Origin of the sequence: Gilvimarinus japonicus (assembly GCF_042847215.1) — a bacterium.
Lineage (GTDB): Bacteria > Pseudomonadota > Gammaproteobacteria > Pseudomonadales > Cellvibrionaceae > Gilvimarinus > Gilvimarinus japonicus.
Genome location: NZ_AP031500.1, coordinates 1113555 through 1139849 on the forward strand (window position 1 = coordinate 1113555; position 26295 = coordinate 1139849).

The following is a 26295-nucleotide window of genomic DNA, read 5'->3' on the forward strand; positions in this document are numbered from 1 at the left end:
TTAGGTAAACGATGCAGACAGGCGATAAACCCAGATTAGTAATTGTTGGTAATGGCATGGCCACGGGCCGTTTTTTGGACGATGTGCATAAGCGTGCGCCGGGCCAGTTCTCGATTACTGTGATCGGCGACGAGCCCGAGGGCAGTTACAACCGCATTATGTTATCGCCGGTGCTGGCCGGAGAGACGAGTGCATCCGATATTATCGGTAAGCCCGCGCACTGGTATCGCGAACAGGGTATTGAGTTTTTAGGTGGGGTGCGCATTGCCCGCATCGATAGGCAAGCGCAGTGCGTTGTGACCAGCACCGGCAAGAGCTATCGCTACGATCATTTAGTGTTGGCGGTGGGTTCGCGTCCGGCGCGTATTCCGGCCAAAAATCAGGATGTAGACAATATTTATGCGTTTCGCACCTTGCAAGACGTTGACCGTATTATGGCGTCTGCGCACAGCGCGCTTGAGTGCGACAAATCCGCTGATACCGATGCCCTGGTGATCGGCGGTGGTCTACTGGGGTTGGAGGCTGCCTATGGCTTGGCGCTAAATGGGTTGCGGGTAATGCTTCTGCACCGCTCGGGCTGGTTGCTTAATCGTCAGTTAGACCCAGCCGCCGCGCTTTTATTGCAGCAGGTGATGGAAAGTAAAAACATTCACTTTATTTTGTCGGACGAGGTGGTGTGTTTTACCGGTACGGATCAAGTTGAAGGTGCTCAGTTAAAAAGCGGTAAATCACTAAGCTGCAAACTTGCCGTGATTGCCACCGGTATTACCCCGAACGTCGAACTAGGGCTAGAGGCGGGCTTGGTTGGTAAGCGTGGCATTGAGGTTGACGCGTGCATGGCAACCTCTGACCCACATATTAGCGCTATTGGCGAATGCACTGAGTTTGAGGGAGCCACCTTTGGTTTGGTTGAGCCTATTTGGCAGCACTGCGCGGTGCTGTCCGATCGTTTGTGTTTTGCTAAGACAACACGGTTTGTAAACTCGCCAGTACCCACCAAGCTAAAAGTTTCCGGTGTGCAGTTGTTCTCGGCCGGTGATTTTATCACTACCGATGCGCACCGTGAGTTGCTCTATGAAGATGCGGCAAACGGCGTCTACCGAAAAATCCTACTAAAAGATAACCGGATCGTCGGTGTGGTTTTGTTTGGCGATACCCGCGATGGACCCGATTATTTTGCCATGTTACAGGATCAACGCGATGTTTCTGACATTGCGCCGTTTTTACTAATGGGTCGCGCGTTTTATGCCGCCGCGCCTAACCAACCGGTAGCAGCCTAAACCTTATGACTTCTACAGCACACATTATTACGACCGATAGCACTATTGCGCCGAGCGCGACGGTAAACACCACATGTTGTTACTGCGGTGTTGGCTGCGGTGTTAGCGCTGAGGTGAAAGACAATCGAGTCGTGGCGGTTAAAGGCAACCAAGAGCATCCGGCAAATCTGGGACGCTTGTGTGTCAAAGGCTCGTCTTTGCATGAAACGCAGGCATCGCCTGACCGTTTGCTAACACCGATGCTACACGGCAAACCCGCCGATTGGGATGCTGCGCTGGGTTTTGCTGCCGAAAAATTTCAAGATATTATCGCCGAGCACGGCCCAGATTCGGTGGCGTTTTATTTGTCGGGCCAACTGTTAACCGAAGACTATTATATTGCCAATAAGTTAATGAAAGGCTTTATCGGTACTGCTAATATCGATACTAATTCGCGCCTATGTATGGCCTCGGCGGTGGTGGCCCATAAGCGAGCCTTTGGCTCCGATGCGGTGCCGGGTTGCTATGAAGATTTAGAGCAAACTGATGTACTGATCTTGGTGGGTTCGAATACCGCTTACGCGCACCCAGTGGTGTACCAACGTATTGCTCGGGCCAAAGAGCTGCGCCCCGAGATGCAAATCGTGGTGCTTGACCCGCGCCGCACGGCCACGTGCGAAATTGCCGATGTGCATCTGCCGATTAAACCCGGCTCCGACGCGTTCTTTTTTAATGGGTTATTACAGTACCTGCAGCAGCATAACCATGTCGATCACGCCTATGTTGCCGCGCACTGTAACGGGTTTGACGAAACCTTAGCTGCGGCCAGCCAGCAAGTGCCAACCCCTACGGCAGCCGCCGATTTTTGCGAAGTGAACCCCAAAGATGTCGAGCGGGTTTACCGTTTGTTTGCCGAGCACGACAAAGTTGTGACGGTATTTTCGCAAGGGGTTAATCAGTCTTCCTCGGGTGTCGATAAAGGCAACGCACTTATTAATTGCCATTTGGCTACTGGTAAAATCGGCAAGCCGGGCGCCACGCCGTTCTCGATTACCGGCCAGCCCAACGCTATGGGCGGCCGTGAAGTGGGCGGTTTGGCCAATCAACTTGCCGCGCACATGGGCTACGACAACCCTGAAAGTATCGAGCGGGTAGAGCGCTTTTGGCAGGCGCCGAATATGGCTCGCCGCGAGGGGCTAAAAGCGGTGGATATGTTTGATGCTATCCATGACGGCAAGATTAAAGCCGTGTGGGTTATGGCCACTAACCCTGCAGTGACTATGCCCGATGCCGGCAAAGTGCGCGAAGCGCTGAAAAAATGCGATTTAGTGGTGGTGAGCGATTGTATTGGTAATACCGACACGGCCAAGTTGGCCGATGTGGTGCTGCCTGCCTCTACCTGGAGTGAAAAGCACGGTACCGTGACTAACTCGGAGCGCTGTATCTCGTTGCAGCAAGGCTTTTTGCAGCCTCCCGGTGAGGCACTACACGACTGGCAAATTATTGCCCGCTTTGCCGCCACATTAGGTTTTGCCAAGCATTTTAACTATCGGCATCCGGTCGAGATCTTTCGCGAGCACGCGGCGTTATCGGCGTTAGATAATACTGATTCAGCGGCCCTGCGCGGGTTTAATATCGCCGCGTTGGCGAATATTAGCGAGCAAGATTATCAAAACCTATCGCCCATTCAATGGCCGGTTACCGCCGACGCCCCCAAGGGTACCAAGCGACTATTTGCCGACGGGCAGTTTTTTACAGCCGATCGCCGCGCGCGATTAGTGCCGGTAACCGCCCGGTTACCGGAAAAAGCGGCGCTGCCCAATCAGGTGATTATGAACACCGGCCGTATTCGTGATCAGTGGCATACCATGTCGCGCACCGGTACTGCCGCTAAGTTACTGGGCCATGTGGACGAACCTTATATTGATGTTCACCCCGATGATATTGCGCGCTTTGGTTTGTGCGCGGGTGATTTGGCTGTACTTAAAAATCGCGGTAGCGTGTATTACGGTCGCGTTAAACCGACCGAGTCGCAGCGCGTGGGCGAGGTATTTGTGCCTATGCATTGGAATGGCAAATACGCCTCGTCTAGCTGTGCTGATGCTTTGGTAAACCCAATCGTCGATCCGCTGTGTGGCCAGCCAGAATTTAAACACTCGCCGGTAATGATTAAACCCTTTCGTCAGGCGTGGAATGGCTTTTTGATTTGCGCTGATGATATTAGTCCTGACTGTGAATACTGGGCCAAAATCACTCTAGATGACGGTTACAAGTTTCGCGTGGCCGATGGCAAGCGGCTGCCCTCTTGGCGGGATTGGGCGCACTCACAGTTTTTGGCGATTACCGATTGGGTCACAGTGGAAGACTCCGACCATCAGTTTTTCCGTACGGCGGGCTTTATAAATGGCAAGCTCGCGGTGGTATTTAGCGCCGCAACCGATAAAAAAAGCGCGCCTGAAATGCGCTGGCTGGAGCAACAGCTAGGGCAAACCATCGATGCCGCGGGGCGCTTTGCTATACTGGCAGGGATACCCGGTGCGGGCGTTGAAGACGAGGGCACGATTGTCTGCTCGTGTTTTCAGGTCGGCGAGAATACGATCCGCAAATCCATTAGCAATGGATGCGGTAGCGTCGAGGCGCTGGGTGAAGCCATCAAATGCGGTACTAACTGTGGCTCGTGTATCCCCGAGCTGAAGGCGATGCTGCGTTAAGTTCACAGCCATAGCTGCTTTGGCTGCAAGGTTTTTGCTTATGTCGTCACCCATTACCCCCGCCGAGCGCGAGCTGTTAATGGCTCGCCACGCCCCGGCGCGAATCGCTAAGAGGCTGGCCCAAGGGCCCTCACAAAACTACCTGCGCGATTTTATTTACGGCGCCATCGATGGCGCTATTACTACCTTTGCGATTGTGGCCGGCGTTGCCGGCGCTGGCTTGTCGGCGACGGTGGTGATTGTACTTGGGCTTGCCAATCTGTTGGCCGATGGTTTTAGTATGGCGGTGAGCAATTATTTGGGTGTGCGCGCCGAAAACCAACTCCGTGACAAAACCCGGCGACAAGAGATGCGGGAAATTGCGCTTTACCCTGAAGGTGAGCGTGAGGAAGTGCGGCAGATCTTTTTAGCAAAAGGTTTCGAGGGGGCGGCACTTGAGTCTATTGTCGATACCATAACCGGCGATGAACGGCTGTGGGTGGACACTATGCTGCAAGACGAGCACGGTTTAACACTGGAGTCGCCAAGTGCCTATAAAGCTGCCGCAGTGACTTTTGTGGCATTTATTAGTTTGGGGGCATTGCCGCTGTTGCCGTTTTTGGTTAACGCAATGAGCGCCGGTGTTATTGCCCAGCCCTACCTATACAGCTGTTTGCTAACGGGTGTCAGTTTTGTCTTGGTTGGCGCCGCCAAAGGCGCTCAGGTGGGCAGTTCGCGTTGGGTGGCAGCGCTCGAGACGCTGCTAATGGGCGGCGCCGCCGCGCTACTGGCCTACGGCGTTGGCTACGGGTTGAATGGTTTGATCGCGTAGCCTGCAGGGCGGAAGTATGTAAAGCGTAAGTCAGAGTTAATGCTTAAGTTCGGGCGCCTCCGGTTGCTCAATACGAACATCCACCGCAAGCTCGTCGGCGATTACATCAAGCTGATCGTATAAATCATCCATGTCCACATCGGCGGGTACGCGGATAAACCCCGTAGCCTCAAACATCGGGTCGCCCGACCAAGGCATACTGGAGCAATCGGTTTCTAGCTCCTCCACACTGATGCCGCGCTCGGCAAAGGCCTCGGCAATTTCGACCACAATGCCGGTGCGATCTGGGCCTACCACGCTAAACGCAAAGTGATGATCGCTACTGTCGGTTTCTTTGTCGGCGAGCTCGGCCACGATGTGCAGCCCATCGTTTGACAGTGCTTTTAAGCTGGCAAGCAATGCAGAGTGATTTTCATCGGGCACCGCGACCTGTAGAATGCCGGCAAACTTACCGGCCAAGTGGGCCATCCGGCTCTCTAGCCAGCTGCCCTGATGGGCGTGAATGGTTTTGGCCAACAATTGCACAACCCCGGGGCGGTCTGCGCTGATAACAGTGAGTACAAGATGCTGGTTCACGTGATGTCCTTTTATTGTCATGACTCGATTATGATATACGGCGCCGCTAGGCGTAAGCCGCCACTCAGCAAAACGCACCCCTAAGATAACACAGGCAAACATGATTATTCCCCATCAGCAGCTAGCGCCCGAAACCCTCGATGCGCTGATTGAAGAATTTGTCACCCGCGAGGGTACTGAATACGGCGAGCAAGACGTGCCGCTTACCACTAAAGTGAGTCAGGTGCGTGGCCAGCTAGAGCGCGGTACCGTGGTGATTGTGTTTGACCCTGCAATCGAAACCACCTCGCTGGTGTCGGCGGATCAACTGCCTCCAGGAATCTAGCCGGTGGCGTTATTGATTGATCGGGCGCGAGACGATGCGCCAGCCCTTGTTTTGGCGCACGGCGCTGGCGCGCCGATGGATAGTGGCTTTTTACAGCGCTTAAGTGAGCTGCTGTGTGAGCTGGGTATTAATGTCGGCCGCTTTGAGTTTCCCTATATGGTCGAGCGGCGCCTGAACGGTAAAAAGCGCCCACCTAACCGTCAATCCGAGCTTATCCAAGCCTGGCATGCGGCATTAGCTATGGCTAAGCAGGAGTTTAACGGGCCGGTGTTTATTGGCGGTAAATCACTGGGAGGAAGGATGGCGGCGGTGTTAGCAGCAGATAGCAATGTGCCTGGCGTGATTTGTTTTGGTTATCCTTTTCATCCTCCTGCTAAGCCCGATAAATTACGGGTTGATACCTTGCAACACCTACCTTGTGAGACGTTGATCATCCAGGGCACGCTAGACAAACTTGGCGACCGCCAAGAGGTGACGGGTTATGCGTTGCCCGAGAATATCGCGCTGCAATGGTTGGAAGACGGTGATCACGATTTTAAACCCCGGGTTCGCTCGGGTTACTCGCAGGAGCAGCACATAGCCACGGCCGCACGAGCGGCGGCGGATTTTATTGTGAGTACAGCCGTTAGGAGCCTAACGTGAATCACCTTTATTTGCACTGTCGCAGCGGCTTTGAGAAAGAATGTGTGGCCGAAATAAACGATTTGGCCGCAGCCTACGGCATTTATGGTTTTAGCAAAACGGAGCCTGCAAGTGCGTTGGTAATCTACGTCACCCACGAGCCCGATGGTGCAGAGCAGCTAGTTAAGCGGCTCGAGTTTAAACGCTTAATATTTGCGCGCCAGTGGTTTGTCGGGGAAGGGATCTTGCAGGAGCTGCCAGTCAATGACCGGTTAACACCGCTGCTGGCGCAGGCGCAAGCATTGCCGGTGGCCTGCGATCTATGGCCCGAAACCACCGACACTAACGATGGCAAGTCGCTCACGGCGTTGGCGCGTAAGTTTAGTAAGCCGTTTATTCAGGCGCTTAAGCGCCATCAGCGCTTAGCGCCTTCGGCAAAGTGGCGCTTACACGTGTTGTTTTTGTCGGGCACCAGCGCCGTTGTGGGAGTGGCGCCCGTTAACAACAGTGCTAGCGTGGCCATGGGCATCCGACGGTTGCGCCAGCCCTCGGCCGCACCGAGTCGGGCGACCTTAAAGTTAGAGGAAGCCTGGCACCATTTTATCCCAGCGAATGAATGGGATGAACGCCTGGCCGGTGGTATGCGTGGGGTCGATCTTGGTGCCGCGCCAGGTGGCTGGACGTGGCAATTGGTGAATCGAGGTATGTTTGTCGATGCAGTCGATAACGGGCCGATGGCGCAGTCGCTGATGGAGACCGGGCAGGTGACGCACCATGAAATGGACGGTTTTGTCTACGAGCCGAAAAAAGCGGTGGATTGGCTTGTGTGCGATATAGCCGATAAACCGGCACGTACGGCCAGCTTAATAGGCCGCTGGGCCGAGCGGCGCCTGTTTCGCGAGGCGGTGTTCAACTTAAAGCTACCGATGAAGCAGCGTTACGCAGAGGTAACGAAACTGACCGAGCGGCTAGCCGATACGATGGCGGCCGCTGGGATTAACGCGGATATTGCGTTTAAGCAGTTGTACCACGACCGTGAAGAGGTTACCGGGCACATCCGCTTGCTAAAACGCTAGCGCTCTAGCAGGGTAATTTTTTCAAAGTCGGATAAAGTTGGGTTGAGCTGGTTCATGGCCTCGTGCCGCTCATCGCTGTAATACCACTGTTTCCAGTCGTGTAACGAGCGCCACTTCGAGAGCAAGTAGCGGTGGTTGCCGCGTTGCATATCGCTCAATGTTTCGCCAGAAATAAACCCAGGTGCACGGTGGGCTGCCTCGAGTGCCATCTGGGCGGCCACATCGTAAGTGCTTTCCATTGTGTCGGCGATGTGTCTTTCGACTAAAACGTAAATCATGGTTTACCTTTTTTGCGCGGCTTTTCAGCTCTTGGTTGGCGCCTCCGTTTGGCGCCTTTATTTTATTGTAACGCAAAAATTAATGGACTGCTGCCGTGTGAACCAACCAATCGCCAAGCGCTATCCATTCGTCCAGTAGCTGTTTAAGCGGTCTGGCGCTGTGACGCTGGGGCGGTGATTGCTCCAGCCACAGCGTACCCATTGCGGTAAGGTTGGCAATAATACGGGTAATCGATTGGGCGCCCAGCTCGTTGATTAGGGGGTAGAAACCTATCTGACGACGATCAATACTTTGGTGGTAACTGCCCTGTTGGTTTGTTTGCTGCAGTAGTTTACAAACTTGCTGGGCCAGCGCGGGCTCGGTATCGCGCAGTAAGTCCTGTGTAAGCAGTAAGTTTTGGCAGCTAAACATTTGCTGTGAGGCGGGCGTGAAACCGTTGGAACCTGGCTCGCAGCCGTACAAATGTGCCATAACAACAAGCTCCCGCGCCATCTGACGCTTAGGAATCATAGGCTAAGCCTGCGTGGCAGGCTTTTCCGGGGTGGCATCTGATACTATGTACAAAAGTCACTGGCAAAAGCACGGTGTTGCATGCCTTGGTGCGATGGCAAAAGCGATGCCGCCGCCGCACGTGACTAACATTAAGTTTAGCAACCGCTCAGGCCGTTGCTTGGCGGTTTTAAGATGATATGACGCTATGAATGAGAAAGTTGATAATATTTTGGACACCAAAGGCTTGCTGTGTCCAGAGCCCGTCATGATGCTGCATCAGGCGGTAAAAAAAATGGCGGTGGGTGATGTTATTGAGGTGCAGGCGACAGATCCATCGACGACGCGTGACATTCCTAAGTTCTGTTTGTTTTTAGGTCACGAGTTAGTCGCAGATAAAGAAACGGACGGTGTTTATTATTACACCATCCGTTTGGCCGAGCGATAGATTACAAAAGTTTGGTTTATGGGGTTTCTTCGACGAGCATCGAGATGGCCGCGAGTGCTTCTGGGTCTTCGGCTTTGATCTTGTTGGCAATTTGGTGTTGAAAAAAGTAGCGAAACTCATCGTGCTGTTGCGCTGAGTATAAGCATTCATCACCGGGGAGCACCGGGGTGCTACTAACCTTGTCGGCATCGGTAAGCATGCCGTAGATACTGCCGTCGTGCAGTAGCCGCCAGCTTACTACCTCCACCAGTGTTAGCTGATGATTAGCAGGGTTGGCCAATACCGCGTGCGTGCCGATGGTGTCCGGCAGCTCTTGGACCACATCGTCGTCGTTTTCGCACTCTAGCTCGTAGTATTCAGCCGCTGTTTCCAACTCGATGATTTTGTGCATCGGGGCATCAAAAAAGACTTCGTCGATACCGGCATCGTAATAGCCTTCCCACTGACCGTTTAACGGGTCAAAGACATCGGTACAAGCGACAATGTCATTCAGCCAGGGGACTAGCCCCACGACATCACCGTTGGCCCTAAGGCCCCAACATAAAATCTTTAAACTAAAGAGCTTGTCTGGGTTACTTTCGTTGGAGTAGAGCATTTCCAGTCCGTCGAGCTCGGCCGACAGGCGTATAAAACGCTGATCGTGGAGTTCGCTGAAGGATTTGCCAGAAAAGAAATCAACAACGTTATCTGAGTTGTCGTTTTTGACGGGGGTCTTCATAATACACACCTCCTAGATGAGGCCGGGGACCGGACGAGGCTCTGGTTGAGAAATACATAAGGGTACGATTACACGCTATTGCGAACCGATACCCGCAATAACAGGGCCATCACTACATAAGGTATATGCTTATCTGCTTTAGCACAATACCTGCCTGACAAAAATTAATGCCCTGGCGGTTGAGACCGCCGCGTTGAACGAAATTCGTCCCACCACGCCGTGACGATTTTGACGGCGAGTTGACGAAATTAACGACATTTGGCCTGAATGTTTGACTGGGTAAAGTGCCGCAGGAGCGCCGGCTGTTGAGGGTTATTTCGTGCGTTGGGGCAGTACTCGGAGTATTCCCATCACCATAAGCGCGGCAACTGATGCGCTGTAAATCGTTAACCTGCAACCTGAGCCAGCCGCGCCCCGTGAGGCAAGGGCAATAGAGATATTGAAATGAGTTTGTTTGCAAGTGATGATGACGCCTGTAGAGCGCTGATTGGGGTGTTGAAAGAAATACTCCCGGAGGTGAGCTTTATTGGCGGGGCAGAGGAGCCTGTTTATGTGGCCCCTAAGGATGGGGCTCCGGCAGAAGTTCACTTTAGGAGCAACTACCCAAGAAGCTTGTTGCACGAGTTATCACATTATTGCCTAGCGGGAGATCGTCGCCGGGGTTTGGACGACTTCGGCTTTTGGTACACGCCTTGTGGTCGGTCAGAGCAAGAACAATACGAGTTCGAGATGGTCGAGGCTAGGCCACAGGGCCTAGAAAAAGCGATGTGTGAGATCGTCGGGCTGCCGTTTACTCCCAGCTTAGATGACTTTTCCGGCCGTCCGCCATCCGATAGTTTTGTGGCGGGCATGCACGAGGCCTATTTAGAGATGACAAGCAACCCGCCGCCAACCGCTAAAAAAATACTACTAGGCCTTAATAGCTTGATAGCGAAAGCCAAATAAGGGCACGTCGCCTAGTGTTATAAATGTGCCTGCTGTTTAGGGTGGTGGGCGCGGCAATGTGCTTACAGGTTATTTCCTGCATAAACGGCTGCCGATAGCCTCTTATCGGTTCACTCTTATAAGTCCCACTTACGGAGCACGCTTATCAACGGCTCTTGAAGCTCTGCATCTCATGGCGCGCGTCACAACCTCTTTGAGCCGTTTAACTCGCAAGGCCAGGTGCGGCTGCGCTGTGTTTGGGGGCGGCGTTGAAGGTGGCGCCTGGTTGGCTGGCTACCGGTATCGTTGGCGCCCTGTGGTCGCATTCTCGCCTTTTTATTGGTAATACACTCTGGTTGCTATGATTCAGCTCGCACTCCTTGCGATGTCTAGGAGTGCCAATTTTTGTGGGCTCGGCAGGGGTTGCCGTTGCTCGCGTCGGCGCGTGATCAAAAGCCCAGTGGCTGCAAGCTTCGGCCCGAGTAGCGACCCATTTTGTTGTTGTCTTGCCGAATCGGCATTACCGTGGACTAATGAAAAACAATCCGGTAATAATAATTGGTTGACATATTGGGTGCGCTGTTGGTAGTCTAAGCGTGCGGTCGAAGATGATGGCTGAATTTAGCTTAGGACACCGGTTGGTGTTGACGCTGTTAAGCGTCGTTAGGTTCGGCGGGTCATTTCACGCTGATCAAAGCTAGAGGTCGACGTGTTAGTTGTTCTCTAGTGTGTGGCTCTCCTTGGGTCGAGCCTTTCTTGCGAGTAAGGCTCGGCCTGTTTTTTTGAGCGCAACAGTGGTGTGGGCGATATGAATAATAAGAACTTGGCTTTCTCGGTCATGATTTTCTTTTCCTTTGCTTCGAGCAGTGACAACAACGAATCACTTTGTGACGGATTTTTTCGAAAGACGCCAAGTAGTTAAAGGCCGGAATTCGTTAGCAATGGCTGCTCACAGTCACCTTAATTTCTGTGAGAGCTAAGTGTTCTACCTATTACATCGAGTTTGAAAAATACATTTAAGGAGTCAGACATGGCTAAACCTGTCGTTGGATTTATTGGCTTGGGCCTTATGGGCGGTAACATGGTTGAAAACCTGCAAAAGAAAGGTTTTGAGCCAATTGTAATGGACTTAAACAAAGACGCCGTAGATGCTGTTCTGGCTCGAGGTGCGAAAGAGGCTAAGTCAGCTAAAGAGTTGGCGCAAGCCAGTGACATCATCATGCTTTGTCTTACCACCTCTGACGTGGTTGAGAAGCTGATGTATGCCGATGACGGCATTCTAGCCGGCATTAAAGAGGGCGCTGTGGTGGTTGATTTTGGCACCTCGATCCCGGCGTCCACTCGTAAAATTGGCGCAGATTTGGCCAAAAAGGGTGCGGGTATGGTCGATGCACCCTTGGGTCGCACACCGGCGCATGCAAAAGATGGCTTGCTTAATATTATGGCCTCTGGCGACAAAGCAACCTTCGAGAAGGTCAAGCCTGTGCTAGAGATGCAGGGAGAGAATGTGTTCTACCTGGGTGCGCTTGGCGCAGGTCATACCACTAAGTTGATCAATAACTTTATGGGTATGACGACGGTGTGTGCCATGTCGCAAGCGTTTGCAGTTGCCGACCGGGCAGGGGTTGATCGCCAGCAATTATTCGACATTATGTCGACCGGGCCGTCGAGCTCTCCTTTTATGCAGTTTTGCAAAAAGTACGCCGTAGACGGTGTAAGCGATTTAGGTTTTTCAATCGCTAATGCTAATAAAGATCTGGGGTATTTTCTGGAGATGGTCAAAGATCTGAATACTAAAGCCCCGATCGCCGAGGGCACCTCATCGCACTTGCAGGCTGCATTTGATGCGGGAATGGGGGATGGCAATGTTCCCGAGATCTTCGATTACTTTGTCAAGTTAGAAAAGTAATTTGACGATACGTTAAAAAACCGCGCTTTGGTGCAACAGCCAAAGCGCGGTTTTTTTGTTTGTAGCTTTTCTCGCTTCAAATTGGCAAAGACTTGCGTTTTTTACGGCACCTTCCTGCTCATCTACCCCGCTAGCATTTACTTTTTGTTCGCATCTGTTGCGGGTATTAACCTTTATCATCTGCGCTGACTCGTGCGGTGGGCGACAAAATAAGCGAGCGCCCATGTAGCCTATTGCTCACCTGAGGGGGCAGTTTTGGGGGTAGGTCGTCTCGGTGCGCTACTGAGTGACGGTCAGGGGTGGGGGTAAAGGTTGTTAATGGACCGAGTATTTAGGAATGCTACCAGGTTTTTTCGAAGGCGTAAAAAAGCCGCCCGAGCCAATGCCAATGATTGATTCGAGCGGCTTAGGGGGGTGCGAGCTGCCTGATCAGCTCGCGGAACGTCCTAAGACTTACTTTTAGCCTTTAGCGGCTCAACGTTTGGAATTAGAATCCAAACAGCGGCCAGAGCAATCAGCGCTAGAGAGGCGCCAATCACAAACGCAGGGGTGTAGTTGCCGCCTTGAGTTAGCCAAGGAACGAAAACAGTAAGCCCCCACGCTGAAAACTTCGCCGCCATACCGGCAAAACCCGACAATGACCCCACAGACTTCTGGCTCAGCATATCAGCTGGCAGTGTTTGTACGCTGCTGATGGTGGTTTGGAAGCCGAAGAGAATAATCCCCATAAGCAATACCGCATTAACCGGACCGCCGGGGTTGGCCATTGCCAGTAGGCACGGCAGCATGAGTAAGCAGCCAAGGGTAATAACGAACTTGCGGGTTTTGTTGATTGTCCAGCCGGCATTGATTCGGTTTTGCGAGAGCAGGCCGCCAAACCAAGCGCCGAACATCGCGCCGACATAGGGAACCCAGCCGTATAAGGCAATACCTTTAACGTCCATGTTGTACACTTCGGCAAGATACGTGGGTATCCAAAAAACAAACAGCCACCAAATTGGATCAATAGCGGCAGAGGCAATGATAACCCCCCAGCTTTGTTTGCGTGACAGCATTTCTTTGGTGTTGGGGGCGTATTCAGTTTCGACGTTATTATCGTCGGTCGCAGGCGTGGTTTTTTGCCCTGTCAGAATGTATTCGCGCTCGGCCTCGGTAATCCATGGATGGCTTTTGGGTGGTGCTTTTACCAAAACCAGCCAAGGAATTAACCATAGCAGGCCGAGACCGCCGACGATGACAAAGATCGCTTGCCAGCTGAAGTGGATCGCCAAGTAAGCGATAATCGGAATCGAAACCAAGCCGCCGATGGCCGCGCCCGAGTTAAAAATACCCTGAGCCAGGGCGCGCTCTTTGGCTGGAAACCATTCGGCATTGCCTTTGGCTGCACCGGGCCAGTTACCGGCCTCCGCTATCCCGAGTAGGCTGCGGAAAATGCTTAGGGAGACAACGCCTTGACCAAAAGCGTGCAGCGCGGTGGCAATGGACCAGGCCCCGATCGAAAGTGCAAAGCCGATGCGGGTGCCCACCCAGTCAAAAATTTTACCGAATATGGCCTGACCCAAAGCGTAAGCCAAAATGAAGAAGCCAGAGATTGTGCCGTAGATCGCTTTACGGCCATCGGCATCTAAGTCTGGGTATAGCTCTTCGCCCATGCTGGTGGCCCAGAGCACGTTCATCGTTTGGCGGTCAATATAGTTAATAATGGTGGCTAGCGCGATCAGGGCAATCACCCACCATCGTAAATTTTTAACTTTCATTATTGTACTCCCTAAGAAGTTGTTTAACTGTGAGTTCGGTATTTATGGATAAAGGTTTAGTTATTGCTCGGGTGAATATTTAATTCTGCTTAGCGAGAATCTTTCTCGCCGTTCGGTTAGCTGCCGCTGGACTTCTTCGACGGCGCGCTGCTCTGTGGTTTCGAGCAGTGCATCAAGTGAGCGCGAAAAATGATTACGCATAGCGATACGGGCCGCGTGACAATCGCGGGCTCGCAAAGTGTTAAGTATGTCGCGGTGTTCCTCTACACGCTTGGAGCCATCGGTTCGGCAAACCGATTGGTGCGCTCTTTTTATGTCGGGTAGGTTGGCCTGGATATCCCAAAGGTGTTGAATAATGCTAATAAGCGGCCGGTTCTGGGTCGCGTCGGCAATAACCGAGTGAAATTTCTTGTCGGCAACTTCAGAGGTTAAGTTGCCGTTTTTGTTTTCCAGTACCATCTCCTCTAAAGCGGCTGCTAATTCGTCCAGTTCATCTTCGGTCATGGTAGAGGCTGCCAGGGCAGCAACTTCTGCTTCCACCAGCACCCGGGCTTCAGTAATCTCAAATGGGCTGTATTCGCGCGGGTTGAGGCTTTTTGTTTGCGACGACTTTAGTGCGTACACCCCAGAGCCGGTTCGCACTTCTACCAGGCCCATTACCTCTAAGGCGATTATAGCTTCGCGGATGGTTGGGCGGCTTACGCCGTACCGTTCTGATAGCTCTCGTTCTGGGGGCAGGCGAGCGCCGGCCGGGAATTCACCAGAATTCAGCGCCTGCAGAATTTTTTGTGCAACCTTGCGGTATGTGCGCTGGTTTTTTGTACCACTGGTTTTGCTCATTGGCCGTCTCCCGCCTTCCAGCTTGATTATGTTATAGCTATGTAACCAATCCTAACACGACTAAAGCTAATTGGTAATGAGTTTTGGTAGACGATTTTGTTATTGTTGTGTCGTAAACCATCCTTTGTGAGCTTTACATTTCCGGGCTAAAAGCTTTTATAGGCGGCTAAGCCGTTGTTATTGCCGCTAAAAACCTTACTGCCAACCACTAACCGCTGGGGGTGGCAGCAATTATTTGTTGTTCTGAGACACCCTTAATCCTGTGGGTTTTAGGTATAAGCTAGTTTGAACTCAATGTAAACCATTTCTGTAATAATAATTGGTTGACACTATTGTTGTACCGCTGATAACCTGTGGTCAGAGTGGTCGAGAGGGGTGAATGTGGCAGTTTTGCGGTTTGTGATGCCGCCCGATATGCGTCTGTTTGCCTTTGTAGGGCCGTTAATGAGTCCTAGTGTCGACCAAAATAAGTGGATATGAGCACCGGTCCCAAGCTAGAGGTCAGCGTTGCCGCTGGTTCCGATATGTGGCTCTACCATGGCCGGGCCTCCTTAATGATAGGAGGCCGGGTCGTTTTTTTGAGCGAAATTGTGGTGTGATTGCTATGAATAATAAAATTTCGATCTTTTCTAGTGTGTTTTTACTGTCTTTAGTCCCCGCGCTGTGTGCGGCAAAAGATTACCCTGTTGCTGATTTTTCTGAGTATCAGCAAGTGGTGGGTGACCTGGCGCCTGGCGATCGGATTTTGCTGCAGGACGGTGTTTGGCGTGATGTCGAATTTGTATTTACCGGTCGCGGAACGAAAGCGAAGCCTATTACATTGGCCGCCGCAAATCCCGGTAAGGCGATTATCAGTGGGCGCTCCAACCTGAAATTGGCGGGCGAATACTTGGTGGTTCGCGGATTGGTTTTTAAAGACGGTTATACACCCTCCGATGCGGTCATATCCTTTCGCACCGATAAACCAGAAAATCCGTCGGATTACTCAACGATTGCCGTTAATACTCGTTTAACCGAAGTGGTAATCGACGACTTTAGCAACCCTGATCGTTATGAGACCGATTACTGGCTGAGTGTCTACGGCAAAAATAACCGTATCGATCACAACCATTTTAGCTTTAAGCGCAATAAAGGTGTGACCATGGCGGTGCGGCTCGATACCGAGCACAGCCAAGAAAATCGCCATGTCATTGAGTACAACTATTTTGGTCCGCGACCGGTGTTGGGTTCCAATGGTGGCGAGACACTGCGGATCGGCACTAGTCACTATTCCTTAAGTGATTCTTTGACGACTGTGGCTCATAACTACTTTGACCATTGCGACGGTGAAGTCGAAATTGTATCCAATAAATCTGGCAAAAATACCATTAAGAATAATGTGTTTTTCGAGTCCAGAGGCACACTTACCTTACGTCACGGTAACGGTAACTTAGTCGAAGGCAACGCCTTTATCGGTAATGGCGTCGATCATACCGGTGGTATTCGCGTCATTAATGCCGATCAAGTGATTAAAAATAATTATCTATCAGGGCTGACCGGTTCGCGCTTTGGTGGCGGTTTAGTGGTGATGAACGGTGTGCCTAACTCGCCTATTAATCGCTATCACCAGGTAGATAATGCGCTAATCACTGGCAACACACTCGTCAATGTCGAACGTATTATCTTTGGCGCCGGGAGCGATGAAGAGCGCAGTGCTGCGCCGTCAAACAGCCGTTTTGTTAATAACACCATTGTTAATGACTCTAAAGAGTCACCTTTTGAGTTGCACGACAGTGTAAAAGGCATCGATTTTAGCGGCAATAAAGTTAACTTTGCGGTGGGCGACGAGTTGGCAGGTGGCTTTGAAAAGTCCAACAGCTTAAATGTGGCGGCGCCTCCATTACCGGTGACTAAAGAGCAAGTAGGTGTTTCTTGGTATCCAAAGTATCAGAAGTCGGATCGCTTTGCTGTTGCTAAAACGGTTAAGGTGAAGCCAGGTACAGACACTCTTACCGCAGCCTACAGTGAATTAGAGGGTGCGGCTGAGCTGGTGCTTGCCGAAGGTGACTACCATGTGGCAAAAACCATTTTGTTGGATAAACCTTTGATTATACGCGGGGCTGGTCAGGGGAAAACCCGACTGACCTTTGGCCGTAAGTCACTTATTGATTTGATGAATGGTAGCTCTGTTCGCCTGCAGGATCTGTCGATCAGTGGTGCGCGCGCCCCTGACGATAAGGCTAACGCTGTGATTCGCTCCGATAGCGCCCCAATGAACAAAAATTTTGCACTTGAGCTGTTGGGCGTCGAGGTCTCGGATTTAAATATCAACAAAGATTTTGACGTTATCAAATTGCGCAAGAGCACGTTTGCCGATTATGTCTTAGTGAGTGACTCCAGCTTTAGCAATATAACAGGCTCAGTGTTAAAACTAGATTCCGAAAAAGACGATTATGGCATGTACAACGCTGAGTACATTACCGTGAAAAACAGCCAAGTAAGTAATGTTAATGGGGGTTTGATGACGGTGTATCGAGGTGGTACCGATGAAAGTACTTTTGGTCCGCATGTAAATGTCGACCAGGTCACCGTAACCAAGTCTCCGGCTGCTGGCGCCAAAGGTAACAGCATTTTGCTCCACGGTGTGCAGCGCGCCATGCTCCAGAATAGTCGCTTTGATAACAGCGCCCCCGTTTTGGTTCAGCACACGGTGGGCGGTCCTGTAATTCGGGTTAAAGATAACGACTACAACCATAAGCCGCTGTATCGGGTAGAGAGTATCGTGCCGGGTATGGAGTCGACGTTCACCGCTGACAACAATAATTTTTCTGAGTAAATGGCTATGAAGATTCCTTCTTTTATCGTTAAAACCAGCGGCATAGTCTGCTTGCTACTTGGCGGGATGAACCTTGCCGCTGCCGAATCGCCGTCGCTGGTAATCAGTGAAAGTGATATCACTGCGCTGCGCCAGGCTTCTGGCGGCCTGCTGGAGCAATCCATGCAGGATAATAAACGTTTGGCTGATGCGGCGTTAACCGAGGGCATCGTGGTACCTTGGCCCAAAGACGCCGGCGGTGGATATACGCACGAGCAGCATAAGCGAAACTATAAAGCAATGTACGCGGCTGCCTTGCAGTTTCAGTTGAGCGGTGAAAGTCGCTACAGTAAATATGTTACCGACATGCTAAATGCTTACGCTAAAATGTATCCGACACTTGGGCTACACCCTGAGAAAAAAGAGCAGACACCGGGTAAGCTTTTCTGGCAGAGCCTGAACGAGGCCGTGTGGTTGGTTTATACCATTCAGGCATACGATATGGTGGCCGACGCCCTTACCGATGAGCAAAAAAGCCATATACAAAATAACCTGTTGTTTCCCGTAGCGGACTATTTGTCGAAGGGGCAGCCGCAGACTTTTGACAAGATTCACAACCATGGCACATGGGCGGTTGCAGCAGTTGGTATGGTGGGCTATGCAACCGGGCGTGAAGATTATGTCGCCCAAGCGCTTAAAGGCTTGGATTTAAGCGGTGAGTCGGGTTTTTATAAGCAGTTGGACAAGCTGTTTTCTCCCGACGGCTATTACACCGAAGGGCCTTACTATCAGCGTTATGCTCTGATGCCGTTTGTCTGGTTTGCTAAAGCCATTCAAACCAATGACCCGGACAAAGCTATTTTTGCATATCGCGACGGCATTTTGCTAAAAGCGATCTATACCGTCATTGAGTTGAGCTATAACGGCCTGTTTTTGCCCATTAATGACGCGATTAAAGACAAAGGCATTAAAACCGAAGAGTTAGTGCAGGCACTCGCTATTGCCTATGATATTACCTCCGACAGAAGTTTAAGTGATATTGCGAGGCAGCAGGAGCGCGTCAGCCTTAGCGCCGGAGGGGTTGCTCTGTCTAAAATTATTGCCAGCAACTCGGTGGCGCCATACCCGTACGAGTCAAAAATTTATCGCGATGGAGCCTCGGGTAAACAGGGCGCCTTAGCATTGATGCGCTCAGGTAATAACGAGACTGGCACCTTGGTGGTTTCCAAGAATACCAGCCAAGGCATGGGCCACGGCCATTACGATCGTCTCAGCTGGCAACTCTACGACAATGGTAATGAGGTCGTCACAGATTATGGTGCCGCTCGCTACCTTAACGTCGAGGCGAAGTACGGCGGCCATTATTTGCAAGAGAATGATACTTGGGCGAAACAGAGTGTTGCGCACAATACTTTGGTGGTTGATCAAAAAAGCCAGTTCAACGCCGATTTGAAAGAAGCGAACAAAAAGCCAGCCGAGCAGGTCGATTTTGTGTCCGGTGAGTTAGCCGATATAAGTATCGGTCGCATTAATACCGCTTACGAGGGCGTCAACTTTACCCGGGTGCAAGCTCTGATTAAGCCTGAGTCAGTGGAGCCTTTTGTTATTGACGTGGTTTCAATTCAGTCCGATGCCGTGCACCAGTATGATTTGCCGCTGCACTTTAATGGTCAGATAATTGATCACAATTTATCTGACTACCAGAGCTTCAATACCTGGAAGCCTATGGGCGAGGATAATGGTTATCAGCATATGCTGTTGCGTGGTCAGGGCAATAGTGCCTCGAGTAAAAATCGATTGACCTGGTTGCTCGGTGATCGCTTCTACTCATATACCTACGGGCATTACTCTGACAGCGACGATTCGGCGAAAACATTATTCTTCCAGCTTGGCGCTAACGACCCCAATCACAACCTCCGTCGTGATCAGGGCGCAATACGTCGCCTAACGGCGAGCAATGTTGTGATGTATTCCGTCATCGAGCCTCACGGTGAATACAATGGTACCGCCGAATATGTCACTAATGCTTATAGCCGTTTAAAGTCATTAGATTATAAAGTGACACAATCTGGTGCGGAGTTAACGGTAAATATGGGTGAAACGGGAACGTTTACTCTGGTTTTGGCTGGTGGTGATAAGAGCTCCGGTCCAACCGAGGCTAAAGTCGTTAAAGAAAAAAACTGATTTTTATCGCAGTGGATTTTAGTGGTGCGAACAAACGATATCCAATTTTTTTGATAGATGCAGGTGATGATGATGCTGATTGAATCTAGTAAATTTATTGAGATGGATACCATCGAGGAAGAGGATGTGGCGCCCGGTGTGAAACGTCGCATTATGGGTTACAACGAGCAGATTATGGTGGTTCGTGTGACATTCGAAGAGGGTAGTGAGGGCTATGTTCATAGCCACTTTCACTCACAAGTAGCCTATGTCGAGCGCGGTAAGTTTGAAGTCATGATTGATGGCGAGAAAAAGATTCTGAAAGGTGGCGACTGTTTTTATGTCCCACCCAATGAAGAGCACGGAGCGGTTTGTTTAGAGGCTGGTATCTTGATTGATATCTTCAGCCCCATTCGCGCGGATATGGTGGGTGGAAAGTAGTTGACCTTTGTTGATGGCTTGTGTCAGTAGGCGAAGTTGTTATTTTTCTGACGTTTTCCTGCCAGCTTGGTACCAAAAACAGTTTATCTTGGCGGCAAGGTTTCACCTCCGCGACAACAATTGATCCTTAGGTGGGTGTTATATGAAACTTAAAAATCGTGTTTGCGTTATTACCGGTGGCGGTCGTGACATTGGTAAATCTATTTCTTTGAAGCTAGCGAAAGAAGGCGCCAAGCTGGTGATCAACTACTTTGGCAGTCAAGATCAGGCCGAGAAAACCTTAGCCGAGGTTAAGGCGCTAGGTGCAGAGGCGATTTTGGTTCGCGGCGATATGGGAAACCCAGACGAGGTGCAAAACCTTGTGGCTAAAACCCAAGAAGCTTTCGGTGAGAAAATCGATATATTGGTCAATGTGGCGGGTGGCTTGGTTGCACGTAAGACTATTGATGAAATGGATGCCGAGTTCTTCGACTTTGTCGTTCGCTTAAATTTAACCAGTACTTTTTTATTGACTAAATTCGTGACCCCACACATGAGTGAGGGCGGCTCTATCATCAACTTCTCTTCGCAGGCAGGTCGCGATGGTGGTGGCCCTGGTGCGTCAGCTTATGCCACAGCAAAAGGTGCGGTGATGACGTTTACTCGCTCGATGGCCAAGGAGTTAGGTGGTCGTGGAATACGAGTGAATTCGTTGTGTCCGGGTATGATTAGCACCACCTTCCATGACACTTTTACCAAAGACGAAGCTCGTAAGAATGTTGCCGGCGCAACGCCTCTGGGCCGTGAAGGCTCTCCCGATGAGGTGGCTGATGTGGTCGCCTATCTAGCGTCCGACGAGGCATCATTCCTTACTGGGTTAAATATGGATGTTAACGGCGGCTTGCTGTTTTCCTAATTGTTAGCTTATCTGGCCCGTAGAATGACCGGGCCTATTCTACGAAAGAGGTAGTGTGTGAAGATTGCAGCTATTGGGGAATGCATGCTGGAGATGTCCAGCGGTAGTTTGGCTCCGGATCTGGCTAAGGTGCCTGCGCTTATCGGCTACGGGGGCGATACCCTGAATACCGCAGTTTACTTGGCCAGACTTGGTAGTAAGTCTAGCTTTGTGACGGCGATGGGTAATGATAACGCAAGCGACTGGATGATAGCCCAGTGGGAAAAAAACGGTGTCGATACCAGTTTAGTGAAAATCGATTCGACTAAGCGGCCCGGTGTCTACCACATCAGCAACGATGAGTCTGGTGAGCGTCACTTTATCTACTGGCGTAACGATGCTGCGGCCAAATATATTTTAGATAGCGATGCGAAAAAACAACGGCTTACCTCGCAGCTGTCTGATTTTGATTTTATTTATTTATCTGGAATCAGTCTGGCGGTTATTGATGCCGCGTCTCAGGACAGGCTCTTTGCTATGTTGCAGGAGCTGCAGATAAATGGAAAAAAAATAGTCTTTGATGGCAACTATCGTCCGGTTTTATGGGAAAGCACTGATCTTGCTCAAAAGGCGTTCAGTCGGGCTTACGCTATCAGCGACATAGCCCTACCCACCATAGACGACGAATCGATGCTCTATGGTGAAGCCGACAAAGATGCTGTGATTGACAGAATACGCCAGTGCGGTGCTCGGGAGATTGTGCTTAAGATGGGCGCAGAAGGTTGCTGTGTCGACGACGGTATAACTCGGGCGATGGTTACTGGCCGCCGGGTTGAGGTGGTAGATACCACATCGGCTGGGGACTCGTTTAACGCTGCTTTTTTACACTATCGCTCACAAGGTGAGAGTCAAGAAAGCGCGGCAAAAAAAGGCCATATCCTGGCCTCAACGGTGATACAGCATAAAGGCGCCATTATTGCTGAAAGTGACATGCCCAGCTTTCAGTCAATCTAGCCTGCGTATCCAGCAATCCACAAGAGAGTTGTCCATGATTAATAAGCTAACCTTACCTGAAAATGTCATTCTTGGTGACGCCGTTACTAAGACGTTTGCCTATGCCAAGGCCCAGCATATGGCGTTGCCAGCCGTGAATATTACGAGCTCGAGCACCGCTAATAGTGTTATGGCGGTAGCGGCCGAACTAAGTGCGCCTATTATTATTCAGTTGTCTCACGGCGGCGCCGCGTTTTACGGCGGAAAATCAGTTGCCAACTCAAACCATCAGGGCTCTATTAAAGGTGCCGTCTCGGCGGCTTTACACGTTCATTCAATGGCTCCAACCTATGGTGCTAACGTGATGCTGCATACAGACCATGCTGCACGCAAGCTGCTTCCTTGGATCGATGGGTTGCTGGACGCTGGCGAGGAGTTTTACCAGCAGCATGGTAAACCGCTATTTTCTTCACATATGATTGATTTATCCGAGGAGCCACTAGAGGAAAATATTGCCACCTGCTGTGAGTACTTAAAGCGGATGAGTGCGATAGGTATGACCTTGGAGATTGAGCTGGGTGTGACCGGTGGTGAAGAGGATGGTGTGGATAACACCGATATCGATTCGTCACGTTTGTATACTCAGCCTTCTGAGGTTGCTTATGCTTATGAAAAGCTTAGCCAAATCAGTGATAAATTCACCATCGCGGCTTCTTTTGGCAATGTTCACGGTGTCTACTCTCCAGGTAACGTTACGTTGCGTCCAGAAATATTGAGAAACTCTCAGGACCACCTCAGCCAACAGTTTGGCTTGAGTCATAACCCTGTAGACTTTGTTTTTCATGGTGGGTCCGGATCGTCAGCTGAGGATATCGCCCTAGGCATTGAGTATGGTGTTATTAAAGTAAATGTCGACACTGATCTGCAGTGGGCTTACTGGAATGGCGTTCGCACCTTTTATGAAGATCGTCAAGATTACCTTAAAGCGCAGATTGGCAACCCTGAAGGGGCGGATGTACCGAATAAAAAGTTTTACGATCCCCGCGTTTGGTTGCGTAAAGCTGAAGAAGGTTTCTCATCGAAGCTGACCGACATTTGCCGCCAGCTGAACTGCGAAAGCGTTTTCTAGCCTATTCTATTTCGTTATTTTGGTGGTGACAGATAGATGCAAACACAGCCTTACAGAGTTTTTATATCAGATCTACATGGTCAAGGGGATGTGTTTGCCTCTCTGGTCAGCCAGCGCTTTGGGGTGCTCGAGGCGTTAATCAGTGACTATTTGTCCTGCAACCCCGAGGCACCCTTGGGGGCACTGCGGCATTATTTACTAGGTGAAGAGGTCTCATCCATTGAGGTGTCGGATCACTTCAGAAATCTGACGTCCATGATGGAGGTGCTGCTCACCTTCAAGCAAGATCGACGTTTTTGGCCGGTGGGAGTGGACGCTTTTGCCACCTGTAGCTGGTTCTTAAATATTCTGGATGAGTACGCTATAACCGGTGTGCTTGATGAGCAGCGCCGAGAGGCGATCGCGCTGCTGGACGATCAGGATCGTGAGCAGCTGTGTCGCTATATCGCCAATGCAGTTACGGCCTTACTGCGTTATCGCTTGCATGTGGTGGGCGACGTATACGATAGAGGGCCTGATGCGCCGCAGATACTGGAGCAATTAGAGAGCCTTCCCGCTGTGAGTATTCAGTGGGGCAATCATGATGTGCTCTGGATGGGTGCTGCATCTGGTTCGTTAGAGTGTATCGCAACTGTTGTGCGCCTTTGCTTGAAGTATGGCCATGTTAACACCTTGACGCAGGACTACGGCATTTGTCTGGAGCAACTGTCCGAGCTGGCCGACGACTGTTACAAAAGCGATCCCTGTGTAAACTTCGCTCCGAGCGAAAACACCGATAATTGCTCTGCAAAGTCTTGGTTGGCAATGCACAAAGCTATCGCCATTGTGCAGTTTAAACTGGAGCAGCAAATCATTGAGAGAAACCCACACTTCTCTCTCGAGCATCGGGCCATGCTGAAAAAAGTTGATTTCGCCTCAGGCGTCATTGAGCTGCGGGGAAGCCTGGTTAATTTGACAGACAAACTTTTCCCAACGCTGAATCCAAAGTCAACCGCCTCTCTTACCGATCAAGAGTGGCGCTTGATGGAAGATTTGAAATCGCAGTTTATTCGCTCTAAGCGTTTGCAGGCCCACATAAACTTTCTTTTTGCCAATGGCAGTCTGCTGCACACGGATGACGGCTACACCATGTATCATGGTTGCCTTCCGGTCGATGCCAATTTACAGCCGGTTGCGTTTTCGGTCAATGATCGCGCGTTAAAAGGGCGGGCTCTGTTTGAAGCGTTAGAGCTTCAGCTTAGAAAATCTTACTCGCGCCGCGAGACAAAAAGCTGCCAGTATCTGTCGGATATTGCGTGGTACTTGTGGTGTGGCCCTTGCTCGCCCTTGTTTGGGCGAGAGAAAATGACAACCTTTGAACGTTACTTTGTTGCTGATAGGCAGTATCACAAAGAGCGGAAAAATCCATACTTTGATGCGCGCGATACCCCCGCGTTTGTTGCAGCGGTAGCCAAAGAGCTCAGTGGTGATGAACACAGCATTCTTGTAAATGGCCACGTTCCGGTAAAACTTAAAGATGGCGAATCACCGCGGCACGCCAAAGGTCAGCTAATATGTATTGATGGTGGTTTTTCCAAGGCCTATCGATCGGTTACTGGTGCTGCGGGCATGGTGCTTATTGCAGATAAACAAAAAAACTATTTGTTTTCCGTTGAAGAGCATGTCGGCGGTATGTGTTTTCATAAAATATAGCGAACTATTTTAACCCTAAACATTCGTGGGAGAAAAAGATGATAATAAACTTAAAAAAATCAATGCGCAGTGTGCCGGTTGTGGTTGTGGCCGTAGTGTCTTCATTTACGCTTTTGACTGCGTGTGAGGCTCCGCCTAAAAAAAGCGCCTATACCGCAGAAGATCTTGCCGGCAAGAGAATTCCAGGCTCGGTTATGGATCTATCCCACTGGAAAATAACACTGCCCATGGACAGTAATCGCGACGGTAAAATTGATGAAGTAGAGCCTCCTAGCATTAGTCGGCTGTTAGAGCCTAGGTTTTTTTACGCTAATGAAAGTGGCGGAGTTGTTTTTACCGCACCCAATAAAGCAAAAACAACCTCCGGCTCTACCAATACCCGCAGCGAGCTGCGCCAGATGATAGACCCGCAAGGCTCAAAAACCAAAGCGCCAGGCAATAACTTTGCATTGGCGGCGCACTCCAAGGCGTCTCGTTATGGCTCTATTGGCGGGCGCCTGTCGGCCACCCTGGCGGTTAATCACGTTGCCGTCGAGGCTAAAAACCCTGATAAAAAGCCTGCTTTCTCTGTGGTAGTAGGACAAATTCATGCAGGTAAAGATGACAGCATGGCCAGAGGTTTTGGTTACGGCAATGAGCCGCTGAAGATTTACTACAAAAAATGGCCTAATCACGACCGCGGCTCTGTTTTTTGGACCTACGAGCGAAACCTTGAGAAAGACGATGCCAACCGCACGGATATTGCGTACCCCGTGTGGGGTAACGTATGGGACTCTTCCCAAGACCCGGGCGGGCAGGGGTTGTCACTCGGCGAGACGTTTAGTTATACGGTTGACGTCGACGGCAATGTAATGAAGCTTACCTTCGAGGCGGCAGGCAAGCCGAAGGTTGAGTATGCGGTAGATCTATCAAACAACGTCGATCCTAACGGTAAAGTTGATGAGCTAGATAACCCCCGTGGTTACAGCGGTGACTGGTTTTACTTTAAGGCCGGCGCCTACAATCAGTGCAGTAGCAAAGATCAGGATGGAATGTGGTACGCGGGCTGTGCCGGGTCCGGGGTGTGGGAAGAGGATTCTCGAGCCGGTCACTATGCTCAGGTGACTTTCTCAAGCATTACCCTTGATTAGTACCTCTTACTATTTTTGACGGTTGAGCAGTCACTGCCCGCGCTAGTGGCTGCTCTCCTGTTTTCCCGTTCCCTCGGTCTATCCCGTCCTATTTTTTACGCAGATCCTCAGGTGCTATGTTTCGCGCGCTTTTTATGCGCAGAATCACTGTATGCCTATTCTGGTCAATCGTGTTTTAACAAATTTTAAAAGTTTTTATGGTCAGATAACACACTGATTAATAAGCCAATTTACTTCCATAGTCCATCGTTTTACATTTGGTTGAACTGTTTGTATTCCAAATAGGTTGACAATGATGTTACCAATTCGGTAATGTCTTGGTCAGATGAACGAGCT

The 26295-nt window shown here is 50.7% G+C and carries 23 protein-coding genes; 17 read left to right on the plus strand and 6 right to left on the minus strand.

Annotation, left to right across the window (positions count from 1 at the left end; translation table 11 throughout):
* Nucleotides 1-11 precede the first annotated feature (11 nt).
* Genes ACGHAD_RS04755 through ACGHAD_RS04765 form a run of 3 tightly spaced genes read left to right on the plus strand, consistent with a single transcriptional unit; the run spans nt 12 to nt 4781 of the window.
* Complete coding sequence (locus tag ACGHAD_RS04755) at nt 12-1280, plus strand: NAD(P)/FAD-dependent oxidoreductase (RefSeq protein WP_382413454.1); 1269 nt, start codon at nt 12-14, stop codon at nt 1278-1280.
* A 5-nt stretch (nt 1281-1285) separates the two neighbouring features.
* Nucleotides 1286-3970 (plus strand): molybdopterin-dependent oxidoreductase, encoded by a 2685-nt coding sequence (locus ACGHAD_RS04760; RefSeq protein WP_382413452.1) that lies wholly within the window; start codon nt 1286-1288, stop codon nt 3968-3970.
* Between the two features lie 40 nt (nt 3971-4010).
* A complete protein-coding gene (locus tag ACGHAD_RS04765) occupies nt 4011-4781 on the plus strand; it encodes a VIT1/CCC1 transporter family protein (protein WP_382413450.1) in 771 nt (256 codons plus the stop codon).
* 36 nt (nt 4782-4817) lie between these two features.
* Here the strand turns inward: ACGHAD_RS04765 and ACGHAD_RS04770 are convergent, their stop codons facing one another.
* On the minus strand, nt 4818-5357 hold the full coding sequence (locus ACGHAD_RS04770; RefSeq protein WP_339617565.1) for an ACT domain-containing protein: 540 nt from the start codon (nt 5355-5357) through the stop codon (nt 4818-4820).
* A 100-nt stretch (nt 5358-5457) separates the two neighbouring features.
* Between ACGHAD_RS04770 and ACGHAD_RS04775 the strand changes: the two genes are divergently transcribed.
* The 3 genes from ACGHAD_RS04775 to rlmM are packed head-to-tail and all read left to right on the plus strand — an operon-like array spanning nt 5458 to nt 7379.
* The gene (locus tag ACGHAD_RS04775; RefSeq protein ID WP_339617564.1) at nt 5458-5682 is read left to right on the plus strand and encodes a YheU family protein; all 225 of its coding nucleotides are present in this window, start codon (nt 5458-5460) and stop codon (nt 5680-5682) included.
* 3 nt (nt 5683-5685) lie between these two features.
* Nucleotides 5686-6324, plus strand: a complete 639-nt coding sequence (locus ACGHAD_RS04780) for an alpha/beta family hydrolase (RefSeq protein WP_382413447.1) — start codon at nt 5686-5688, stop codon at nt 6322-6324.
* The gene (rlmM, locus tag ACGHAD_RS04785; protein WP_382413445.1) at nt 6321-7379 is read left to right on the plus strand and encodes a 23S rRNA (cytidine(2498)-2'-O)-methyltransferase RlmM; all 1059 of its coding nucleotides are present in this window, start codon (nt 6321-6323) and stop codon (nt 7377-7379) included. The genes ACGHAD_RS04780 and rlmM overlap by 4 nt, the downstream gene beginning before the upstream one ends.
* On the opposite strand, the gene ACGHAD_RS04790 is transcribed toward rlmM, so the two are convergent.
* Nucleotides 7376-7657 (minus strand): antibiotic biosynthesis monooxygenase, encoded by a 282-nt coding sequence (locus ACGHAD_RS04790; protein ID WP_339617561.1) that lies wholly within the window; start codon nt 7655-7657, stop codon nt 7376-7378. The genes rlmM and ACGHAD_RS04790 overlap by 4 nt on opposite strands.
* Before the next feature lie 79 nt (nt 7658-7736).
* A complete protein-coding gene (locus ACGHAD_RS04795; protein ID WP_382413443.1) occupies nt 7737-8168 on the minus strand; it encodes a hypothetical protein in 432 nt (143 codons plus the stop codon).
* 187 nt (nt 8169-8355) lie between these two features.
* Here ACGHAD_RS04795 and tusA point away from each other — a divergent pair, with 187 nt between their 5' ends.
* On the plus strand, nt 8356-8595 hold the full coding sequence (tusA, locus tag ACGHAD_RS04800; RefSeq protein WP_339617559.1) for a sulfurtransferase TusA: 240 nt from the start codon (nt 8356-8358) through the stop codon (nt 8593-8595).
* A gap of 16 nt (nt 8596-8611) precedes the next feature.
* Here tusA and ACGHAD_RS04805 read toward each other — a convergent pair whose 3' ends face one another.
* Nucleotides 8612-9313, minus strand: coding sequence for a hypothetical protein (locus ACGHAD_RS04805; RefSeq protein WP_339617558.1), 702 nt, complete (start codon nt 9311-9313; stop codon nt 8612-8614).
* Nucleotides 9314-9757: 444 nt separating this feature from the next.
* Here ACGHAD_RS04805 and ACGHAD_RS04810 point away from each other — a divergent pair, with 444 nt between their 5' ends.
* Both ACGHAD_RS04810 and ACGHAD_RS04815 read left to right on the plus strand, forming a co-directional pair.
* Nucleotides 9758-10258, plus strand: a complete 501-nt coding sequence (locus ACGHAD_RS04810) for an elongation factor P hydroxylase (RefSeq protein WP_382413440.1) — start codon at nt 9758-9760, stop codon at nt 10256-10258.
* Nucleotides 10259-11240: 982 nt separating this feature from the next.
* Nucleotides 11241-12146 (plus strand): NAD(P)-dependent oxidoreductase, encoded by a 906-nt coding sequence (locus ACGHAD_RS04815; protein WP_382413438.1) that lies wholly within the window; start codon nt 11241-11243, stop codon nt 12144-12146.
* A 446-nt stretch (nt 12147-12592) separates the two neighbouring features.
* Here the strand turns inward: ACGHAD_RS04815 and ACGHAD_RS04820 are convergent, their stop codons facing one another.
* A complete protein-coding gene (locus ACGHAD_RS04820; protein WP_339617555.1) occupies nt 12593-13903 on the minus strand; it encodes an MFS transporter in 1311 nt (436 codons plus the stop codon).
* Nucleotides 13904-13963: 60 nt separating this feature from the next.
* Nucleotides 13964-14743 carry a FadR/GntR family transcriptional regulator gene (locus ACGHAD_RS04825; RefSeq protein WP_339617554.1) on the minus strand — a complete coding sequence of 260 codons (780 nt, stop codon included), beginning with the start codon at nt 14741-14743 and terminating at the stop codon, nt 13964-13966.
* 604 nt (nt 14744-15347) lie between these two features.
* On the opposite strand from ACGHAD_RS04825, the gene ACGHAD_RS04830 reads away from it, so the two are divergent.
* From ACGHAD_RS04830 to ACGHAD_RS04865, 8 genes are all read left to right on the plus strand, one after another.
* Complete coding sequence (locus ACGHAD_RS04830) at nt 15348-17558, plus strand: chondroitinase-B domain-containing protein (protein WP_382413435.1); 2211 nt, start codon at nt 15348-15350, stop codon at nt 17556-17558.
* Nucleotides 17559-17564: 6 nt separating this feature from the next.
* Nucleotides 17565-19721 (plus strand): alginate lyase family protein, encoded by a 2157-nt coding sequence (locus tag ACGHAD_RS04835; protein WP_382413433.1) that lies wholly within the window; start codon nt 17565-17567, stop codon nt 19719-19721.
* Between the two features lie 72 nt (nt 19722-19793).
* Nucleotides 19794-20141 carry a cupin domain-containing protein gene (locus ACGHAD_RS04840; RefSeq protein ID WP_253966361.1) on the plus strand — a complete coding sequence of 116 codons (348 nt, stop codon included), beginning with the start codon at nt 19794-19796 and terminating at the stop codon, nt 20139-20141.
* A gap of 142 nt (nt 20142-20283) precedes the next feature.
* A complete protein-coding gene (locus ACGHAD_RS04845; RefSeq protein ID WP_382413430.1) occupies nt 20284-21036 on the plus strand; it encodes an SDR family NAD(P)-dependent oxidoreductase in 753 nt (250 codons plus the stop codon).
* A gap of 57 nt (nt 21037-21093) precedes the next feature.
* Nucleotides 21094-22029, plus strand: coding sequence for a sugar kinase (locus ACGHAD_RS04850; RefSeq protein WP_382413428.1), 936 nt, complete (start codon nt 21094-21096; stop codon nt 22027-22029).
* A gap of 34 nt (nt 22030-22063) precedes the next feature.
* Nucleotides 22064-23137 (plus strand): class II fructose-bisphosphate aldolase, encoded by a 1074-nt coding sequence (fbaA, locus tag ACGHAD_RS04855; protein ID WP_382413426.1) that lies wholly within the window; start codon nt 22064-22066, stop codon nt 23135-23137.
* Between the two features lie 36 nt (nt 23138-23173).
* The gene (locus ACGHAD_RS04860; RefSeq protein WP_382413424.1) at nt 23174-24829 is read left to right on the plus strand and encodes a fructose-bisphosphatase class III; all 1656 of its coding nucleotides are present in this window, start codon (nt 23174-23176) and stop codon (nt 24827-24829) included.
* 38 nt (nt 24830-24867) lie between these two features.
* Entirely contained in the window at nt 24868-25959 is a 1092-nt protein-coding gene (locus ACGHAD_RS04865) for a polysaccharide lyase family 7 protein (protein WP_382413422.1), read from the plus strand.
* Nucleotides 25960-26295: the final 336 nt, after the last annotated feature.

Bases quoted from the DNA above. Each gene is read 5' to 3' on its own strand.
- ACGHAD_RS04755 (WP_382413454.1), top strand. From the start codon at position 12: ATGCAGACAGGCGATAAACCCAGATTAGTAATTGTTGGTAATGGCATG.
- ACGHAD_RS04765 (WP_382413450.1), top strand. From the start codon at position 4,011: ATGTCGTCACCCATTACCCCCGCCGAGCGCGAGCTGTTAATGGCTCGC.
- ACGHAD_RS04795 (WP_382413443.1), bottom strand. From the start codon at position 8,168: ATGATTCCTAAGCGTCAGATGGCGCGGGAGCTTGTTGTTATGGCACAT.
- ACGHAD_RS04810 (WP_382413440.1), top strand. From the start codon at position 9,758: ATGAGTTTGTTTGCAAGTGATGATGACGCCTGTAGAGCGCTGATTGGG.
- ACGHAD_RS04845 (WP_382413430.1), top strand. From the start codon at position 20,284: ATGAAACTTAAAAATCGTGTTTGCGTTATTACCGGTGGCGGTCGTGAC.
- ACGHAD_RS04790 (WP_339617561.1), bottom strand. From the start codon at position 7,657: ATGATTTACGTTTTAGTCGAAAGACACATCGCCGACACAATGGAAAGC.
- ACGHAD_RS04805 (WP_339617558.1), bottom strand. From the start codon at position 9,313: ATGAAGACCCCCGTCAAAAACGACAACTCAGATAACGTTGTTGATTTC.
- ACGHAD_RS04775 (WP_339617564.1), top strand. From the start codon at position 5,458: ATGATTATTCCCCATCAGCAGCTAGCGCCCGAAACCCTCGATGCGCTG.
- ACGHAD_RS04835 (WP_382413433.1), top strand. From the start codon at position 17,565: ATGAAGATTCCTTCTTTTATCGTTAAAACCAGCGGCATAGTCTGCTTG.
- fbaA (WP_382413426.1), top strand. From the start codon at position 22,064: ATGATTAATAAGCTAACCTTACCTGAAAATGTCATTCTTGGTGACGCC.
- ACGHAD_RS04860 (WP_382413424.1), top strand. From the start codon at position 23,174: ATGCAAACACAGCCTTACAGAGTTTTTATATCAGATCTACATGGTCAA.
- ACGHAD_RS04760 (WP_382413452.1), top strand. From the start codon at position 1,286: ATGACTTCTACAGCACACATTATTACGACCGATAGCACTATTGCGCCG.
- ACGHAD_RS04840 (WP_253966361.1), top strand. From the start codon at position 19,794: ATGCTGATTGAATCTAGTAAATTTATTGAGATGGATACCATCGAGGAA.
- ACGHAD_RS04865 (WP_382413422.1), top strand. From the start codon at position 24,868: ATGATAATAAACTTAAAAAAATCAATGCGCAGTGTGCCGGTTGTGGTT.
- ACGHAD_RS04825 (WP_339617554.1), bottom strand. From the start codon at position 14,743: ATGAGCAAAACCAGTGGTACAAAAAACCAGCGCACATACCGCAAGGTT.
- tusA (WP_339617559.1), top strand. From the start codon at position 8,356: ATGAATGAGAAAGTTGATAATATTTTGGACACCAAAGGCTTGCTGTGT.
- ACGHAD_RS04830 (WP_382413435.1), top strand. From the start codon at position 15,348: ATGAATAATAAAATTTCGATCTTTTCTAGTGTGTTTTTACTGTCTTTA.
- ACGHAD_RS04820 (WP_339617555.1), bottom strand. From the start codon at position 13,903: ATGAAAGTTAAAAATTTACGATGGTGGGTGATTGCCCTGATCGCGCTA.